Source organism: Dyadobacter arcticus (genome assembly GCF_011762185.1).
In the GTDB taxonomy this organism is placed as follows: domain Bacteria; phylum Bacteroidota; class Bacteroidia; order Cytophagales; family Spirosomataceae; genus Dyadobacter; species Dyadobacter arcticus.
Genome location: NZ_JAASQJ010000003.1, coordinates 804,326 through 822,592, shown reverse-complemented (window position 1 = coordinate 822,592; position 18,267 = coordinate 804,326). Strand labels below are relative to the sequence as shown.

The 18,267-nt window shown below is 45.6% G+C and carries 11 protein-coding genes; 5 read left to right on the top strand and 6 right to left on the bottom strand.

What is annotated here, in order from left to right:
* Positions 1 to 97: 97 nt before the first annotated feature.
* Positions 98 to 2,278, top strand: a complete 2,181-nt coding sequence (glgX, locus tag FHS68_RS16965; RefSeq protein WP_167272248.1) for a glycogen debranching protein GlgX — start codon at positions 98 to 100, stop codon at positions 2,276 to 2,278.
* Complete coding sequence (gene treZ / locus FHS68_RS16960) at positions 2,275 to 4,122, top strand: malto-oligosyltrehalose trehalohydrolase (protein ID WP_167272245.1); 1,848 nt, start codon at positions 2,275 to 2,277, stop codon at positions 4,120 to 4,122. The genes glgX and treZ overlap by 4 nt, the downstream gene beginning before the upstream one ends.
* On the opposite strand, the gene FHS68_RS16955 is transcribed toward treZ, so the two are convergent.
* Together FHS68_RS16955 and FHS68_RS16950 are read right to left on the bottom strand one after the other, a co-directional pair.
* Positions 4,109 to 4,681 carry a hypothetical protein gene (locus tag FHS68_RS16955; protein ID WP_167272242.1) on the bottom strand — a complete coding sequence of 191 codons (573 nt, stop codon included), beginning with the start codon at positions 4,679 to 4,681 and terminating at the stop codon, positions 4,109 to 4,111. The genes treZ and FHS68_RS16955 overlap by 14 nt on opposite strands.
* Positions 4,682 to 4,775: 94 nt before the next feature.
* Positions 4,776 to 5,663 carry an AraC family transcriptional regulator gene (locus FHS68_RS16950; protein ID WP_167272239.1) on the bottom strand — a complete coding sequence of 296 codons (888 nt, stop codon included), beginning with the start codon at positions 5,661 to 5,663 and terminating at the stop codon, positions 4,776 to 4,778.
* 175 nt (positions 5,664 to 5,838) lie between these two features.
* Between FHS68_RS16950 and FHS68_RS16945 the strand changes: the two genes are divergently transcribed.
* Positions 5,839 to 7,278, top strand: a complete 1,440-nt coding sequence (locus tag FHS68_RS16945; protein ID WP_167272236.1) for an arabinose isomerase — start codon at positions 5,839 to 5,841, stop codon at positions 7,276 to 7,278.
* The gene (locus FHS68_RS16940) at positions 7,272 to 9,971 is read left to right on the top strand and encodes a family 78 glycoside hydrolase catalytic domain (RefSeq protein WP_167272233.1); all 2,700 of its coding nucleotides are present in this window, start codon (positions 7,272 to 7,274) and stop codon (positions 9,969 to 9,971) included. The genes FHS68_RS16945 and FHS68_RS16940 overlap by 7 nt, the downstream gene beginning before the upstream one ends.
* A 65-nt stretch (positions 9,972 to 10,036) precedes the next feature.
* On the opposite strand, the gene FHS68_RS16935 is transcribed toward FHS68_RS16940, so the two are convergent.
* Both FHS68_RS16935 and FHS68_RS16930 read right to left on the bottom strand, forming a co-directional pair.
* Positions 10,037 to 10,216, bottom strand: coding sequence for a hypothetical protein (locus tag FHS68_RS16935; RefSeq protein ID WP_167272230.1), 180 nt, complete (start codon positions 10,214 to 10,216; stop codon positions 10,037 to 10,039).
* Positions 10,217 to 10,275: 59 nt separating this feature from the next.
* Positions 10,276 to 11,448, bottom strand: coding sequence for a THUMP domain-containing class I SAM-dependent RNA methyltransferase (locus FHS68_RS16930; protein WP_167272229.1), 1,173 nt, complete (start codon positions 11,446 to 11,448; stop codon positions 10,276 to 10,278).
* Positions 11,449 to 11,710: 262 nt separating this feature from the next.
* On the opposite strand from FHS68_RS16930, the gene FHS68_RS16925 reads away from it, so the two are divergent.
* Positions 11,711 to 13,960 (top strand): hypothetical protein, encoded by a 2,250-nt coding sequence (locus FHS68_RS16925; RefSeq protein WP_167272227.1) that lies wholly within the window; start codon positions 11,711 to 11,713, stop codon positions 13,958 to 13,960.
* Between the two features lie 606 nt (positions 13,961 to 14,566).
* Here FHS68_RS16925 and FHS68_RS16920 read toward each other — a convergent pair.
* Both FHS68_RS16920 and FHS68_RS16915 read right to left on the bottom strand, forming a co-directional pair.
* A complete protein-coding gene (locus FHS68_RS16920; RefSeq protein ID WP_167272224.1) occupies positions 14,567 to 16,882 on the bottom strand; it encodes a DUF7133 domain-containing protein in 2,316 nt (771 codons plus the stop codon).
* Complete coding sequence (locus tag FHS68_RS16915; protein WP_167272222.1) at positions 16,879 to 18,180, bottom strand: MFS transporter; 1,302 nt, start codon at positions 18,178 to 18,180, stop codon at positions 16,879 to 16,881. The genes FHS68_RS16920 and FHS68_RS16915 overlap by 4 nt, the downstream gene beginning before the upstream one ends.
* Positions 18,181 to 18,267: the final 87 nt, after the last annotated feature.

The following is an 18,267-nucleotide window of genomic DNA, read 5'->3' as shown; positions in this document are numbered from 1 at the left end:
CTCAAAACAATCCACTCCACATGTTTAGTTAAAAAGGATTTGCTTCCGGTAAGTTCCTAGGTGGATAATGGTATAGTGTGAACATAAAATGAGGTATATGAGGAAAATTGCCAATCAAAAAGTAGTTGATCAATCCAAACTTGATAATGTAATCGTTTATCCGGGCAAGCCGTACCCGCTCGGAGCAACCTGGGATAATGAAGGAGTGAATTTTGCCCTGTATTCTGAAAATGCAACGGACGTGGAGCTGTGCCTGTTTGATAGGCCGGATAGTTTGACAGAGAATGTCAGAATTCAGATCAAGGAAGTTTCGCAACATATATGGCATGTGTATGTACCCGGACTTAAACCGGGCCAGCTTTACGGATATCGCGTTCACGGTCAGTATGAGCCAACGGTCGGGCTGCGTTTTAATCCTAATAAGTTATTGATAGATCCATACGCCAAATCCATTTCGGGCACCATTCAATGGCATGATGCGCTTTTCGGATATATTATCGGTGATCCGGCCGGAGATTTGAGTTATAGTGAATTGGACAGTGCCTGCTACGTCCCCAAATCAGTGGTAATCGACCATCATTTTGACTGGGAGGACGTTCAGCCGCCGGGGATACCGTATCACGATACCATCATTTACGAAGCGCACGTCAAAGGATTCACCAACTTGCATCCCGACATTCCCGAGGCGATCAGAGGAAGTTATGCCGGCCTTGCCCATCCCGCGAGCATTGATTATCTGAAAAAATTAGGCATTACTGCCATAGAGCTGATGCCCGTCCATCATTTTATTTCCGACCGACATTTGAAGGAGAAAGGACTTACCAACTACTGGGGCTATAATTCGATCGGTTTCTTTGCACCGGACGTCAGGTACAGCAGTACGGGTACCCATGGCGAACAGGTGGTCGAGTTTAAAAATATGGTAAAGGAAATGCACAAAGCGGGTATCGAGGTGATCCTGGATGTTGTGTACAACCATACCGGTGAGGGAAACCAAATGGGCCCGACGATTTCATTCAGGGGTATTGATAATATGTCGTATTACCGGTTAATGGATGGTCGATATTATATGGACTATACCGGAACTGGTAACACATTGAATGCCAGGCTTCCCAGCGTTTTACGATTGATCATGGACAGCCTGCGTTACTGGATCACTGAAATGCATGTCGACGGTTTCCGTTTTGATCTCGCGTCCACATTAGCCAGGGAATTGCACGCAGTCGACCGGTTAAGTGCATTTTTTGATATTATTCACCAGGATCCGGTGATATCGCAGGTAAAACTCATTGCAGAACCCTGGGATATTGGGCACGACGGATATCAGGTGGGTAAGTTTCCAAACGGTTGGGCGGAGTGGAACGGACGTTACCGCGATTGTATCAGGGACTACTGGCGCGGCGCAGACAGTATGCTGGCAGAGTTTGCCGAGCGTTTCACGGGCAGCTCAGATTTGTATAAAGCAGAGGACCGCACACCCACCGCAAGCATCAATTTTATCACCGCGCATGACGGTTTTACATTGAACGATCTTGTGTCGTATAATGAAAAGCGTAACATGGCAAATGGTGAGAATAGTATGGATGGAGAGTCTCATAATCAGTCGTGGAACTGTGGGGTTGAAGGGCCTACTACTGATCAGGAAATCCTTGATTTGAGAAATAAACAGAAGCGAAATTTCCTTACCACGCTATTCTTATCGCAAGGTGTGCCAATGCTTGTAGCAGGCGATGAGTGGGGACGCTCGCAGGGTGGAAATAACAATGCGTATGGTCAGGACAATGAAATTTCCTGGCTAAATTGGGAGCAGGCTGACGAGAAGTTGTTAAGATTTACACAGCAGCTCATCGCCTTTGTTAAAACCCATCCTACTTTTAGAAGGAAGCATTGGTTCCGCGGAATGCCGATCAAGGGAAAAGGATTAGAGGATATCGCCTGGTTTTTACCCGAAGGAACGGAAATGCCGGAAGAAAATTGGAAACACGATCATGCGAAGTCACTGGGCGTTTTCCTGAATGGAAAAGGGATCAGGCATATGGACCCGAAAGGCAAGCCGATTTATGACGATAGTTTTTATATGATCTTCAATGCTCATTATGAACCCGTTAATTACATTTTGCCTCCGGAAAAATACGGCAGCCAATGGCGCAAGGTGATTGATACAGCCAATAGTTGTGTCAGCAATGATGGCCAGGTTGTTAAAGCCGGAAGTTCCGTCATTGTGGATAGCCGGTCAGTTATGGTTTTTAAACATGCATTGGAAGGACAAAAAATATGATTGTTGACGCTGTATTGACCGGTATGCCGGGTGTAAGTTTCAATGAGTTTGAAGAAGCGCACATTCTCGTCTGGGCTCCGGAGGCCGAAAATGTCCAGCTATTGCTGGTGGATTCCGGGAAAAAACTGGTATTGAATAAGGAGACTTATGGCTATTGGCTGCTCGAAACCAATGAATTGAAGCCGGGTGATTTATATCAGTTTCAGCTCAATGATGACGTCATTGTCTCTGATCCCGCCTCTTTGTCCCAACCCAAAGGCATTCATGGACCCTCCAAGGCTGTTGATGTCAAGAATTTTAATTGGACGGACCGGGATTGGCAAAATACAGTGCTATCCCAATACATCATCTACGAGTTGCATGCAGGTACCTTCACACCCGAAGGTACCTTTACGTCTATAGAAAGCAAGCTGGATTATCTGGTTAACCTCGGTATTACGGCTATTGAAATCATGCCCGTATCGCAATTTGCAGGCTCCCGTAATTGGGGTTATGATGGCGTATTTCCGTATTGTGTCCAGGATTCTTATGGTGGGGTAAGGGGTCTGCAATCGTTGGTCAATGCTAGTCATGAAAAAGGCCTGGCGGTAATCCTGGATGTGGTTTACAATCATATGGGGCCCGAAGGAAATATACTCGCTGAGCTGGGGCCTTATTTTACTGAAAATTATCATACACCCTGGGGCGATGCACTCAATTTTGATGATGAATGGAGCGATGCAGTGCGACAATTTTTTGTCGAAAATGCGCTCATGTGGTTCCGCGATTTTCATATCGACGGCCTGCGCATGGATGCAGTTCACGCCATCAAAGATTTCAGTCCCGTTCATCTTTTAGAGGAGATCAGGAACCGGACTGACGAATTGACCAGACAAACCGGGAAAACACATTACCTCATTGTCGAGATGGATTTGAATGATACCCGGTTTATCAAACCGGTGCAGGAAGGCGGTTACGGGATGGATGGGCAATGGATTGATGAATTCCATCATGCATTGCGCGTGTCCTCGGGCCAGCAGCGCAGCGGATATTATTCTGATTTTGAGCCGATTACTTCTCTTGCAAAATCTTATGCAGACGCATACGTGTACGATGGCATTTATTCGGAGCACCGGAAAAGGAAATTCGGCGTGAAGGCAGACGGTTTTCCCGGGCAGCAATTTGTAGTTTTTTCCCAAAATCATGATCACATTGGGAATCGTATGCTTGGAGAGCGTACCAGCCAGTTAGTGAGTTTTGAAATGCAGAAACTGCTAGCCGGAGCCGTAATGATTAGTCCTTATGTACCACTTTTATTTATGGGAGAAGAGTGGGGTGAAACAAATCCATTTCAATACTTCGTAAGCCACACCGATCCCGAGTTGGCCGAAGCAGTGCGCAAAGGCAGAAAACAGGAATTTGCAGCCTTTCACCTGGAAGGCGACGCGCCAGACCCCATGTCGGAAGAAACATTCAATGCATCTAAACTTCAATGGGAGCTTCTGCAAAAGGAACCGCACCGGACTTTATTGGAATACTATAAAAAGCTGATCAATCTCAGAAAAATAGAGCCTGCGCTGGCAAATACAAATCGCGATGATCTGAATGTGCAGGCATTTCCTGAAAAAGAATTGATTGTGATGGGCCGCATATCTGCTGAACAGCATGTTGTAGCGATTCTTAATTTCTCCAGATCTGTTCAAGAAACTTCATTTCCCGCAGATAAGGGGATTTGGAAAAAGTTGATCGCCTCCTCGGACGAACAGTGGAATGGGGAACGTACATTATCGGAGCAAATTGATTCCGGCGTGGTACTGGTCGCTCCTGAATCTTTTACTGTGTACGCAAATGCTATAAATTCCTGATTTTGATGCGGATATCCTGCGGCGCGGGTTCATCTCCACCAAAATAAGGCAGCAATTTGTAAGCGATCCCGACTCCGCCGGAACAATGGCGCGGCATGGTGGTTTCTATGCCGTGGAAAGTGAAGAGATAGGCATTATCTTGCGTTGCGATCTTGAAGCTGGTCGGCTCATTGAGCTCGGCCGTACCCAATTCTTTTTCCATGCGCTGGCCGTTCACATATACATATGCGAAGATATGTATCGCGCCTTCGCGCCAGTTCCAGCCAAAGCGCGCGCTATTGTTCTGATGTTGAGAACTGCAATCAGAGAAACCGTATAGTTTGTTGATGTCGTTCTGGTTCTCTGCGACCGCATTTTTGTAAATACAGCTACTGTCAAAGAGCGCCTGGAAATGCATTGATTTGGAAGTAAATGGCGTGTTAATGGTATTATCAGCGTCGTGATTTCCAGATCGGATGGTATAGGTCACAAAATCGTCCCCAAAACTGGGCGAGTTTCCAATCCATTCGCAGGATGTTGCGGAGAGCAATAGAAAAATTAACAAAGCAGATAGTCTCATCTATTCGGTATTTTGCAACGTTGGCCCGGCTATTTTCCAGTCAGCTTAGGAACGACTTGCAGGATGGAAAATTGAATGCAAAAGCAATAAGATTTTAACCCTCCCGATAAGCAGACGGCGTAACGGTCATTTTTTTTCTAAAAATTCTTGAAAAATAAAATTCGGATTCAAATCCAGCCTTGTAGGCGATCTCCGAAATGGAAAAAGACGTTTCCCGCAACATTTCGCAGGCTTTCTCGATTTTAAGATTTAAGTGGTATTGGCCGGGAGAGGTACCAATTACCTCTTTAAATGCCTTACGGAACCAACCATAACTCACGCCACTTTGCGCCGCCAGCTTTTCCATATCGATCACCCCCGCACAATTTTCATGAATCTTGTAACGCATGCGGTGCACCAGTTTTTCCTTATAGGATTGCGCCTGGTCGGTCATCAGTGCGGAAGCATACACCAGCCCCAGCAATTGAATGACCAGGCACGATGATATTTGTTTATACGCAATTCCCTCGAATTTCAATGTTTGAACAAGTCGGATGAATACATTCAATAACTCCGAGTTGAAGCCAATTTTAATCAACGGGCTGTCTGCTTTGAAACAATCCTGCCGCATAAGATACTCGGAATAATTACCGCCAAATCCGACCCAGAATTCTTCCCAGCCTGTTTCCATGGTTGGCTTGTACCGATGCCATACATTGGGGAACAGCAGAAATGCGGTACCAGCCTCCACCAGCGTCGGCGGGATCGTTTCAGTTTCAAAAATACCGCTGCCATTGGAGATATAAACGATCTGGAATTCATGGATCACCCGTCCTTTGTCCCAATTGAAGTGGTAACTCTCAGGATGGTTTGCATCGGGGTAAGGTTTCTGGGCAGGATGAAGGTTATGTCCGATGTTCAGGATTGACACACCCCAGTTTGGCTCTGAGTCCGCCAGCCTTTCAAGCTGCTCCGCATCAAAGTATTTTCTGTATAGCTCCATATCAATATGTGCAAATAATGAGCCAGTTTATTCATTGGATGCAAACTTGTTTCCATCCTATTTTTACAAATTAAATTGTAAATAAATGCATTTAAAACAAGAAAACTCAATAAATAAAATTAAAATGCGTGCATTATCTTTCAGTCCTTTATAATACAGATTTGTATTTTTTGATATGTCAGTACAAAGTAAATATCACCTCAAAGCCGGACTTTTTGGCATCGGTTTGCAGGCATATTGGGAGCAATTTGAGGGTCTGGAAGAACGGCTGAAAGGCTATGTGGACGAGGTCGAAGAAAAGCTGACCGGATATGGTGCCGAGATCGTCAACCTGGGGTTAATCGACACCCCTGAAAAAGCATTGGATGCAGGCCATACGTTCCGTCAGGCGGATGTGGACCTTATTTTTTTATATGTTACCACTTATGCGCTTTCTTCTACTGTTTTGCCGGTTGTGAGAAGGGCAAAAGTACCGGTGATTATTCTTAACCTCGCTCCTGAAGCGGCGATAGATTATAAGTGGTTTAACAGTCTCAACGATCGCACCAAAATGACTGGGGAGTGGCTTGCGTACTGTTCCGCTTGTCCTGTGCCCGAGATTGCTAATGTTTTTAATCGCTCCCAAATTCCTTTTTACCAAATCACCGGAATGCTGAACAATGATCCGCTGGCCTGGGATGAAGTGCGGGATTGGATAGCTGCCGCAGGTGTTGCTAACGTCATGGCGCACAACAGATTAGGGATTATGGGCAATTATTACAGTGGCATGCTGGACATCTACTCCGATCTCACGCGGCAATGCGCCGTTTTTGGAGGACATATCGAAGTAATCGAGGTCGACGAACTTTCGGCTTTGCGCCAGGAAGTTACAGACGTGCAAATTGGAGATATGGTTACGCGTTTTGAAACCACCTTCGACGTCCAGTCCGACTGCTCAGAACAAGAATTGAAACGTGCGGCCAGAACGGCGGTAGCCTTGGAACGTCTTGTGAATAGGTATCAGCTGGGTTCTATGGCTTACTACCACAAAGGGACAGGCAATGTCATGAATGAGGATTCGATGAGTTCGGTCATTTTGGGGAACTCGCTTTTAACAGCCAGCGGCATTCCGGTTGCCGGAGAGTATGAAATTAAAAATGCGCAGGCCATGAAAATCATGGACAGCTTTGGCGCAGGAGGCTCGTTTACTGAATATTATGCGATGGATTTTATCGACGACGTGGTACTGATGGGGCACGACGGTCCGGGTCACATTGCGATTGCAGAAGGTAAAACAAAAGTAAGACCGCTCCATGTATATCATGGCAAAGTAGGCAACGGTTTGTCGGTGGAAATGAGCGTGAAACATGGCCCGGTTACCTTACTGTCCGTTGTAGAAACCTACGACGGAAAGGTTCAATTGCTGATAGCAGAAGGTGAATCAGTGCCTGGGGCGATCCTGGAAATTGGAAATACAAACAGCCGCTACCGTTTTTCTATCGGCGCCAGAAAGTTTGTGGAGAACTGGAATAGCCATGGGCCGGCCCACCATTGCGCTGTCGGGGTTGGGCATATTTCGGCCAAGATCAATAAGCTAGGTAAGTTGTTGGGTATCGAAACCATTACTGTATGTTGAAGCTATTAACATCTTTTATATCATTCATTTTCATCTCACTTTCAGGATATGGCCAGTTTAAGGTCATTAATCTTAAATGTGAGAGCCAGCAAAATCCGTTGGGCATCGAAACGCAAAGCCCTTCGCTTTCCTGGCAATTGACCTCTGATGCACGAAATGAATCACAAACAGCTTATCAGATTATTGTTTCAGAAACGCCGGAAAAGCAGCATACAGGAATAAATCTTGTTTGGAATTCCGGCAAGATTTCCAGCGACCAATCCATTCATATTCCTTACTCGGGCAAGCAGCTTGTTTCAGGAAAAATGTATTTCTGGAAGGTGAAATCCTGGGATAAGTCAGGAAAAGAGTCGGAATGGAGCGAAGTTGCTTCCTGGCAGATGGGATTGCTGGAAGCAACGGATTGGGGAAATGCAAAATGGCTGGCATTGACGGCCTGGGAAGATTCCATGCGCGTCCTGCCCGGTATCCATGTTCCGCATAATGACCCAAATTTTGGAAAAAGAAAGTCAGGAAGTCATCCGCTGCCTGTTTTCCGAAAAGCTATTAATGTGCCCAAAAACTTAAAAAAAGCGACGGCGTTTATCTCAGGGCTCGGACATTACGAGCTTAGTATCAATGGTAAAAACGCTACAAAGGATTTTCTGTCTCCCGGCTGGACCAATTATGAAGACTACATTTATTACAACAGCATTGACATAACCTCCAATTTGAAAAAGGGAGAAAATGCGATCGGCGTGATGCTAGGCAACGGTTTTTACAATGTTCCCAATGAACGTTATCGCAAGCTGCTGGTTGCGTACGGAAATCCCAAAATGATCTGCAAAGTGGTGCTGGAATATACGGACGGGACGAAACAGGAAATGGTGAGCGACCAAAGCTGGAAAGTAACAGAAAGTCCGATCACTTTTACAAGCATTTATGGAGGAGAAGATTACGACGCGACCAGGGAGCAACCCGGCTGGAACCTGCCCGGATTTGATGATAGCAAATGGAAAAAGCCTCTAATTGTTGTGAAAGAGGAGAAATTACTTGCGCAGGTCGGCTATCCGATGGCGGTGAGGGACACCTTTTCGGTTGCCAAAATTTCGCAGCCGAAACCTGGCGTTTGGGTTTATGATATGGGACAGAATGCTTCGGCAATCCCTCAATTGACGGTCAAAGGAAAGGCTGGTTCGAGTGTGAAGATTACGCCCGGCGAGTTGATCACCGATTTAGGGGACATAAACCAAAGCGCTTCCGGTTACCCTCATTTTTATCAATATACATTACGGGGAGAGAAGACAGAATCCTGGCAACCGCGGTTTACTTATTATGGTTTCAGGTATATCCAGATTGAAGGCGCGGTTCCGGAAGGAGAAGCAAATCCGTCGGGCTTACCGGTTATATTGGGATTACGGTCGCTGCATGTTCGGAATTCTGCTTCTGCAACAGGTCACTTTCAATGTTCCAATGCGCTTTTTAATCAGATATATACCCTTATCAATTGGGCAATTAAAAGCAACATTGCCCACGTGGTGACCGATTGTCCGCACCGCGAAAAACTGGGATGGCTGGAAGAAACCTACCTGATGGGCAACTCGATCCAGCTGAATGTGGACATGCAGCATTTGAACCGGAAAATGTTCAAAGACATGGAGTCGGCGCAATTAGATAATGGTTTAATCCCGGACATTGTACCCGAATTTGTTCCATTCGAAGGCGGTTTTCGTGATTCGCCGGAGTGGGGAAGCTCGGGGGTTGTCTTGCCTTGGTATTCGTATCAATGGTATGGCGACAGAAATTTGCTGTCAGATCATTACGAGATGATGAAAAGGTACGTGGATTACCTTGGAACGAAAGCTACCGGGCACATTTTAATGCATGGACTGGGCGATTGGTTTGATATGGGCCCAGGCACAATGGGCGAATCGCAGCTAACACCAAAAGGCCTGACGCCAACCGCAACTTATTATTATGATGTGACGATATTGGCCCAAATCGCAGGTATTTTGGGTAAAACCGGAGATCATAAAAAGTATCAGCAGCTTGCTCCCGAGATTAGGAAAGCATTTAATCAAAAGTTTTTTAATCCCGTCACCAAAGAATACGCTACCGGCAGCCAGACGGCCAATGCCATGGCGATATATCTTGGGCTCGTGGAAACTTCCGAAAAACAAGCCGTTTTTGACAATCTTGTTAAATCATTAAAAGACAATAACTATGTTCTCACGGCTGGGGACGTCGGTTTTCATTATCTGGTAAAAGTATTGTCAGAAGGCGGTGCAGCGGAGGTTTTGTATAAAATGAATAACCGCAATGATGTCCCGGGCTACGGGTACCAGCTCGCACATGGCGCGACGGCTTTGACGGAGAGCTGGCCCGCACTGCGGAATGTTTCCAATAACCACTTAATGCTGGGGCATTTGATGGAGTGGTTTTACGAGGGGATAGGAGGGATCAGGCAGGCTGAAGGTTCGGTTGGGTATAAACAATTGATCATTCAGCCACAATTTCCGGGCGATCTTACCAGCGCTGAAACGGCTTACGAGACGCCATACGGGGTTGTTAAGACAAAATGGTCGAGAGAAAATGGAATGGTAAATGTGCAGATCGAAATCCCTGTGAATGTCAAGGCAAATTTGGTTTTTCCGGGGCAACCTGGGAAGACGATTGGTTCCGGAAAACACGGATTTCAGTTCGCCATGCCATAAAAAAGCCGAACCCGAAAATACGGGCCCGGCTTATTCAATCTAATCACAATAAACACAAATAATCTTTATTGGCTTTGCTTTTGCTGCTTGCCCTGGCTACGGTGCTCTTTTTCATTATTAGTGATATGATCACCTTTCACCATCTCTTCTTCTTTGTGCCTGCTGTCCAAATTGTCCTTGTTTTCAGGCTTTTGTCGGGAAGTTTGACTTTGCGTCTTTGTCCCCGAATTCTGTGACTGTTTCATGACAAATTGCTGTTTGATTATGCTTTTATTGTTAAAACATTGTGCCAAACAACGTTGCCTTATTCAACAATTTCTCTCCTCGTTCCTTGATAAAGTTCATATTCGAGCAAACGACAATCTATTTTACCCGAATAAAATTCAATTCTGCGCTTTGCTTTCAGTCCAATTTTTTTGGCCAGGTCCATATTGCCCGTGAAAACATACCCCGAATATCCTCCACACTTTTGTTTCATAAAGTCACCAATCCGTCCGTAGGTTTCTTCAAGTTCCTTTTCTTCACCCAGTCGTTCGCCGTATTCGGGGTTGATAAAAAGTACGCCCTTATGCTCGGTGGGTACTTCCGTGTCTGCAAAATCACAAACATTGAATTCGATTATATCGGCCACGCCCGCCGCAATCGCATTTTTCTTTGAAAACGCAATCGCTTCCACACTGTGGTCGGTGGCGATGATGCGCAGGTTAGGTACCTCAATGATCTGTGCTTCTACCTTATCCTGTTCGGCATAGTAAAATTCCTGATCATAACCGTGCAAATGCATAAATGAGTAGTTATTGCGAAACAGCCCGGGGCGGCTTTTGGTGGCAATAAGCGCCGCTTCAATCGCCAATGTTCCTGAACCGCACATGGGATTAATGAACGCCGATGCCCTGTCCCAATTGCTTGCCAGAATCGTAGCGGACGCTAATCCTTCCAGCATCGGAGCTTTCCCGGGTAATTTTCGGTATCCATGCCGGGCCAGCGAATCGCCCGAAGTATCGATAAAGATCTCAGCATCTTCGTCCTTCCAATATAAATAGACTACGGCCGAGGATAAGTCGGGGCCGGATGATGGCCGCTCACCCTTTTTCGACCTGATCCTGTCCACAATCGCATCCTTCACTTTCACATTGGCGTACATGGAATTGTTGACGGTAGGATTCTGCACATTGCTGGTCACTGAAAAATAGCCGTTGTCCAGCAGAATATCTTCCCAGGCGATATCTGACAAAAATTTATAGACGTCATCCGCATTTCTCGCCTTGAAGGTCTCGAGGCTGTATAGCACCTGGCTGGCGCAAAAAAGGTTGAGGTTAAGTCGAATGCAATCATTCAATGTCCCACGTATACGCACACCCGTCACAAAAGTTTCGATGATCGTGAAGCCGAATTCGCTAACCTCCTTCTGGAGACTTGGAGCAAGCCATTTGTGACAGGTTATAGTAATGGGGGCGGTGGTTTCGAAGTTGGGCATTTTGGGGGCTTTTAGCGGTTAGCTTTTGGCTTTTAGCTCTTTTTGCTTGCTGCTAAACGCTAACAGCTAACGGCTAAAAGCACTATGGCTTTCCACAAACTTACGCCTAAGGGTTGAAACAACCAGTTGAAAATATTTTTAAAAATAATAGTGACCGATTGAAACAGGTGACGTCTAAGTACTAAGGCCCTCTTCCGCCTAGTAGTGAAAAATTACTGCGGAATGCCTCATGGTCCTATTTTGTACTTAAACCTTCCAAGTGATGTTGAGACACATTTTATTTAGTTTTATTTCTCCATTTTGTTTGTTGGGTGGCCCGGCATTGGCTCAGGTGCTTTCTGATCCGGGAACGCCGCATGATCCGATCACCGCAATAATCCTGGACAATGAACCAAACGCCATCCAGGCCGAAAGCGGTTTCTCCAAGGTTACTCCGCCTTCCCCGCAGTCTGCTGCCTTCCAGCGGTATGGCGATTATCCGGTCGGTCACATTACCGGAGTGCCGGAGATTAATGTTCCTCTTTATACGATCAACACGGGGAAACTTAAACTTCCAATTTCCATATCCTACCATGCAGGCGGCTTCAAACCAAGGGAGAACAGTGGGATAATTGGTTTAGGTTGGTCGCTGAATGCGGGTGGGAGGATTTCGAGAAATGTCATAGGAGATCCGGATGAGCTTGCATTAACGCCAACAGCAATCATTCCGTCAGGGCAGTTGGGCGGTACAACAACACAAGCTGCCGACGCGGCCAGGCGCTTTTACCAGCAGCAACTCGCCGCTGACGAAACGGCTTCCGGCTCAGATCTTCAACCCGATATTTTTTATTACAGCTTTCCCTCCGGCGGCGGCAAGTTTATGCTTAAGAACATATTTGACCTAAATGGAAATTACACTGGGAACAATAAACCGGTAACCGTGCCTTTCCGGCCAATAAAGATTTCGTCTAATGCTCCATCCTTCAATTCGGCCTTCACGTATTTTGATATTGTTGATGAAGACGGTGCTACGTACCGTTATGGCCGTTCAATTGGAAATTTGGACGTTGTGGAAAGTACGATTCCGGACCAGAAAAATGCCGGTCGGTCATTTACTACCAGCTGGCTGTTAACCGATATCATTTCACAGGGAGGCAAGGAACATATCACTTTGAAGTATGCGGCCGGAATATATCACAACAGCAGCACCAGGACCGACTTAGGTAAAATCAGCAGTTTCGATCTGGGCAATCCGCCGCAGTCCATTAACAGTTTTGTGACTGCTGCTGTAAATGCATTCCCGCAGATTAATATCTACCAGGGAATTGTAACCTCCACGCACTATGTTACCATGCTCAAATCCATTGAGTGGGACAATGGTAAAGTTTCATTTTCTTATGAAACCGGGGGTACATCACCTAATATTTTTGAGGCTAACAAGCTCAAATTCATGGAAGTATATGACGCATCCAATAATCTGATCCAAAAACATTCTTTTTCACACGCACTATATTCGGGCGATACCAAGCGCTATAAGTTGACCAAGGTGGAGCGCTTTGGTGTCCCGGCAGGAGCAACTTCGGAAACGCATAGTTTTGAATACAATGAGCCCGTCCAGGCCGCTCCAAATAATCCCGTCGATTTGAAGGGCATTGATTACTGGGGTTTTTACAATGGTTTTAATTCAAATGGCAGCTTGATTCCTGGAAACTTTAAAGTGCTGGTGACAGCAAAAGGAGGAGGGCAAACCAATTATTCGTCCGGGGCAGCCGTCCGCGATCCGAATGAGGCTACAACCCAGTTTTATGTCTTAAAGAAAATTACTTTTCCAACATCAGGTTCAACAGAGTTTGAATACGAAGGAAATAAGGTCTGGTGGGCTGGCGTGGCAACCAATGCAGGCGGTTTGCGGGTAAAGAGGGTCATTAATAATGTGGAAGGTCAGCAGGAGATCAAATCTTATGAATATGGAGGAGAGCAATGTAATGGCTGCGGCTTCATCCGGCTAAATCCATTTCAAACTGAAAGTTTCTGGACTCTGGGCTACTCGCACAGCGAACTTTCAGTTAATGGCTGTTTGGCTGAAAATGCATATGTGATTAAAGTATCATCCGATATCGTGGATGGGTCAGCTAGTTTCGAAACCAGCCCGGTTTTATATACCACTGTAACCGAATTTATTGGCAGTTCCAACAACGTCAATCAGGGAAAGACGGTATTTACCTATGATGCCCCCAGCCTGACGTTTTCCAACAATCCTTTGATACGCTATCTGTCCACTGTAGATTTCTGGCGAGGCTCCAATTTGCTTTCCAAGGAGACATTTGGCTATATCAGTGGAGGATATGATGCCATTGAAAAGGAAAGTTACCAGTATAAAAATGTCATTCGGGATTCGCTACAGGCTCAATATATAGAACCGTTCGCGATTGATGCGGATACTGGTGACCCCTCATTCGCCCATCTGGTATGCGGACATGCGATGGATGCTTTTAAGTTATTTGATTATAAAATAAGGACAGGGTCTGCATAGGGGAGTGAAGGCTTCCGAAATGCTAGAAGCAGTCAGAAACCCAAAAAAGGTTACTAGTCAGAACAACGGTAGTATTAAATATGACGGCATTGGTGCGAAAGTTGTTGTAAACTCAGATGGCAAAGTCATAAGTACTTTTGGAAAAGCGAGAGGAGAACTCATGTATCCTATTGGGAAAGGTAACAAAGCCTTAAATAGAGCCAAAGCGCTCGGATTAGAATACGAACCAAAACAAATACGATAATGAAAGAAATAGAATTTTCAAACAGCCAGTTTCAATTCTTAATTGATAGCTTTCCAATTTTAAGGCTGACTTTGGAAGGGAAAAAGGAAAGATTTCAAAATAATATCGTTTTCATGGGAAATGAGCAAATTGAATATTTGTTGGATGGACTGTCCAATTTGCTCTCAGAAAAGGGAATCAAAAGGATTCAGAGCCCAATGAATTTGGCTATTTTATTGAATCTATAATTGATCCACTCAGTCGGGCTCTTTATGTTTCTGCCATATCAAAGGCAAAACTTAGTGATGTATAGAAAACAGCAAAAAGCCCGGATAAACCGAGCTTTTTGCGTTATAAGTCAATCACTAATTCATTTCCCTCTCTCAAATCCCATTCAGCTCAGCCTCGGTGAAAGCCTTTTCCCTCCCTGTCAACCTCGCACGGACTTTGGTGACTTCGTCCGTGGTGATGACGTCAGCATTGTTGCGCCAGGATTTGCGGATGAAGCTGAGCAGTTGGGCGATGTCTTCGCTGGGCATATCTTTGTCGTAACCTATTCCGGGCATATCTCCGCTCACTTCGGGGGTTTGGTATATGTGTCCGGCCACTTTTACTGGGCCGGTAAGGCCGAAGAGGACGATGGAAATAAGCTTATCCTTGTTACCTGTTACCCATTCCGACTGGTTCAATGGGGGTGCCAGAGATTTTACCCCGCTGCCGTCCGGGCCGTGGCAGGTCTGGCAAATGGAAGTAAAGAGTAATTCTCCTTTGGGAAATTGCTTTTTGAGCATTGCGGGATCACGGTTATTTTGTGCGCTTTTTACAGCTGTAATGACCCGGGTTAATTGCTTGTTAAAAATTACTTCGGCATTGTTAAGGGAAGCGGTAATTTCTCCCTGGAACACTTCTTCACGATCCTGCAGGTTGCTGATCACCGCATCGGCCACATATCGGTTGTCAGGATATTTGGTGATGAGTTTGGTTAGCAGGTTTTGTGAAACATTAAAATCAAATTTCTCAATGCTCTTGCAAAGGAATGCAATGTAAGGGGCAGCAAGCGTGTCATTGTCATTCACCATTCCGTCAAATGCGGAGGCGATCTGCTGATAGGAACCAGGGGTCAGGATGGATGGGGAAATTGCCAATCCCTGCATTCTGTATGTCCAATCCGGTTGTCTCAGCCAGCCCAATACTTCCTCGGTTTTTAAAGAATGAAGTCCTTCAAGCGTCCATAAGGCATGTATCGCAAGTAATGGATTTTCAGTCTGTTTGATAGCCTCACGCAATGCAGGAACGGTTTGATTGTATTTTCCGTCGATCAATTTCTGCTGCGCGCGATCGCGTACCCAACCATTGGCATGTCCGAGTAATTTGACCAGGTCACCAGCTCCTTCTGGAATGGTTACCTGTTTTGCTTTGGTATTTTTGGGTACCACTTTATAGATCCGGCCCGCGGAAAGTGGCTGGGTAAGATTTCTTTTTCCGATCTGATCTTTCAGATAAGGCGTCAGATACGTTTTGTGCTGGATGATGCCTCTGTACATATCTAAAATATACATGGCACCGTCCGGCGCATTGTATAAACTTACAGGCCTGAATCGCTCATCAGTGCTGGCAAGAAACTCTTTTCCTTTATATGCTTGCTTGCCTTTGACCACATAACCCTTCGGGTCCAAGACATTGCGTTTGATAAGATTTGCGGACGGTTCAGGAACAAAGGCGTTGAAATCAAATGATTTGCCGAACAAGTCGCCTCGATAGACGACCGGCCCAGCCGCAGCAGTAAATGTGTTCAGGCGGAGACTGTCGTCCAGCACGTCCTTCATATAACCACGGTTGACGCCCGGCGTAGGGTGCAATGGGAACACTTTGTTGTCGGTGACGGATTTTTCATTGTATCCTGCCACGCCGCGCTGGTTTTTGTTAGAGGCACCAAGTCCTGCAGGAAAGTAATCGCCCAGCAAATTTTGGGAATTGTTATTATAATAGAGCCTTCCGTAATTATCCTGGCAAATTCCCCACTGGCCCCGGAAATGGGTATGCTCGATTTCCCATTTGTTGCCGGTTTTTCTGTAACGTTTGTCGGATTTCGCATTGTAGATCCAGTTATCCATGGCTCGCAACAGTCCGTTTGGCTGGTGCTCCACATTTCCGCCTTCGGTGTATTTATCATCAACCAAAACACGCTTTCCAGCCTGATCATTTTTGATTTCATAAAACCATAAATTAGTCGGTTCGGCCACTAATATGCCATTTTCGATCAGGCAAATGGCTCTGGGAAGTACCAGGGAATCGATTATAACCTTTCGGTCATCGTAAACGCCGTCATGATTTTTATCGTCGAGGATTACAATGTTACCGTTCGGAATGTCTTCGCCGGTACCAATGGTGTCAGGCATATAACCTGTCATTTCCACCACCCACATTCTTGCTTTATCATCAAAAAGCATCGCAACGGGTGAACTGACCAAAGGTTCGGAGGCAACGAGTTTTACTTCAAAGCCGTCTTCAACCTGCATTTTTGCAATGGTATTTTCAGGCGCAATGAATGGGGAAAGCCCCGGCTTGCTAACCGGCGCTTCCTGCTTTTGAATTGCTTCGGCAGTGGTTTGTCCGGTTACGGTCTTCTTATTTGTTTTACAATAAAATAATGTAAAAGAAATGGCGAGAAAGAAAATAGGATAGCAGTACTTTTTCATAATGCTTTTAACGATTCTTCAACTGGTTTCATATTCTTGGTCAGAAAATGAATGATCACCCAGGCCACCATATAGGCCAGCCCACAAATAATAAATAAAATATTATACCCGGCCCCAATATTCCCCTGTCCTTTATAATAATCCAAAAGCGCGCCCACGACCAATGGAAAGAAAGTAGAACCAAGAGAGCCAGCCATACCACCAATTCCTACCACCGAACTCACTGCTCTTTTTGGAAACATATCCGAAACGGTGGTGAAAATATTGGCACTCCAAGCCTGATGCGCGGCGGTTGCAAGACTTATAATACCAACAACCACCCATACATTGGTTGCGAATTGCGCAAGAATTATAGGTAGTACCGCAAATGCTACAATCAGCATGGTGAATTTACGGGCCCGTAAAGGCGCCCAGCCAGTTTTGATCAGATATGAGGATAAGTAGCCGCCCGCAATGCTTCCGAATGTGGTTGCAGAATATACAATTGCCAGGTGAATGCTTGGCTTTTTGAGGTCCAGCGCAAAAGTGGTCGCGAAGTAGGATGGAAGCCAGAAAAGGAAAAACCACCAAATCGGGTCAGTAAGGAATTTGCCGACGATGAAAACCCAGGATTGGCGCAATTGAAGCAGCTTCGTCCAATGGATTGGCGTCTGACTTTCGCCTTCAACAATCTCATTATCACTGTGAATAAATGCGAATTCTTCAGGGGTGATCTTCTTGTGCCTGGACGGGATTTCATAAAATAACCACCAAAATATCAGCCAGATAAATCCGAGTGCACCAGTGATCAGAAAAGCCTCCTGCCAGCCATAAGCGCCAAGTAGCCAGGGAACCAGAATTGGGGCCATTACTGCTCCGATACTGGTACCGGAGTTGAATATACCGGTTGCCAAGGCACGCTGCTGCTTGGGAAACCATTCCGCGGTAGCTTTCACTGCGGCTGGGAAGTTACCAGATTCACCTAACCCCAAAAGCGCCCTGACCGCTCCAAAGCCAAATGTACTTTTAACAAAAGCATGCAAAATCGCCGCAACGCTCCAGATAATGATGGATATGGAGTATCCGAGTTTTGTACCTATTTTATCAATGATGTTACCAAAAACAATGTATCCCAGTGCATAAAAGCCTGCGAAGACCATTACAATATTGGCATAATCAGTTTCTGTCCAATTGAATTCTACCTCGAGAGTGGGTTTAAGTAATCCAAGAATTTGCCGGTCAATGTAATTGATTGTGGTTGCAAAGAATAGTAATGCGCAGATAACCCAGCGGTAATTCCCAATGTTGGTTTGTTTCATATCGAGGATAAAGAGATATGCAGGTAAGACTGCTTTTACATCATTCTACCCCTTAAAACAGACACAAAGACTTCACAGAAAAGAATC

Excerpts from the sequence above, each read along its gene's own strand:
- glgX (WP_167272248.1), top strand. The coding sequence starts at position 98 with ATGAGGAAAATTGCCAATCAAAAAGTAGTTGATCAATCCAAACTTGAT.
- treZ (WP_167272245.1), top strand. The coding sequence starts at position 2,275 with ATGATTGTTGACGCTGTATTGACCGGTATGCCGGGTGTAAGTTTCAAT.
- FHS68_RS16955 (WP_167272242.1), bottom strand. The coding sequence starts at position 4,681 with ATGAGACTATCTGCTTTGTTAATTTTTCTATTGCTCTCCGCAACATCC.
- FHS68_RS16950 (WP_167272239.1), bottom strand. The coding sequence starts at position 5,663 with ATGGAGCTATACAGAAAATACTTTGATGCGGAGCAGCTTGAAAGGCTG.
- FHS68_RS16945 (WP_167272236.1), top strand. The coding sequence starts at position 5,839 with ATGTCAGTACAAAGTAAATATCACCTCAAAGCCGGACTTTTTGGCATC.
- FHS68_RS16940 (WP_167272233.1), top strand. The coding sequence starts at position 7,272 with ATGTTGAAGCTATTAACATCTTTTATATCATTCATTTTCATCTCACTT.
- FHS68_RS16935 (WP_167272230.1), bottom strand. The coding sequence starts at position 10,216 with ATGAAACAGTCACAGAATTCGGGGACAAAGACGCAAAGTCAAACTTCC.
- FHS68_RS16930 (WP_167272229.1), bottom strand. The coding sequence starts at position 11,448 with ATGCCCAACTTCGAAACCACCGCCCCCATTACTATAACCTGTCACAAA.
- FHS68_RS16925 (WP_167272227.1), top strand. The coding sequence starts at position 11,711 with ATGTTGAGACACATTTTATTTAGTTTTATTTCTCCATTTTGTTTGTTG.
- FHS68_RS16920 (WP_167272224.1), bottom strand. The coding sequence starts at position 16,882 with ATGAAAAAGTACTGCTATCCTATTTTCTTTCTCGCCATTTCTTTTACA.
- FHS68_RS16915 (WP_167272222.1), bottom strand. The coding sequence starts at position 18,180 with ATGAAACAAACCAACATTGGGAATTACCGCTGGGTTATCTGCGCATTA.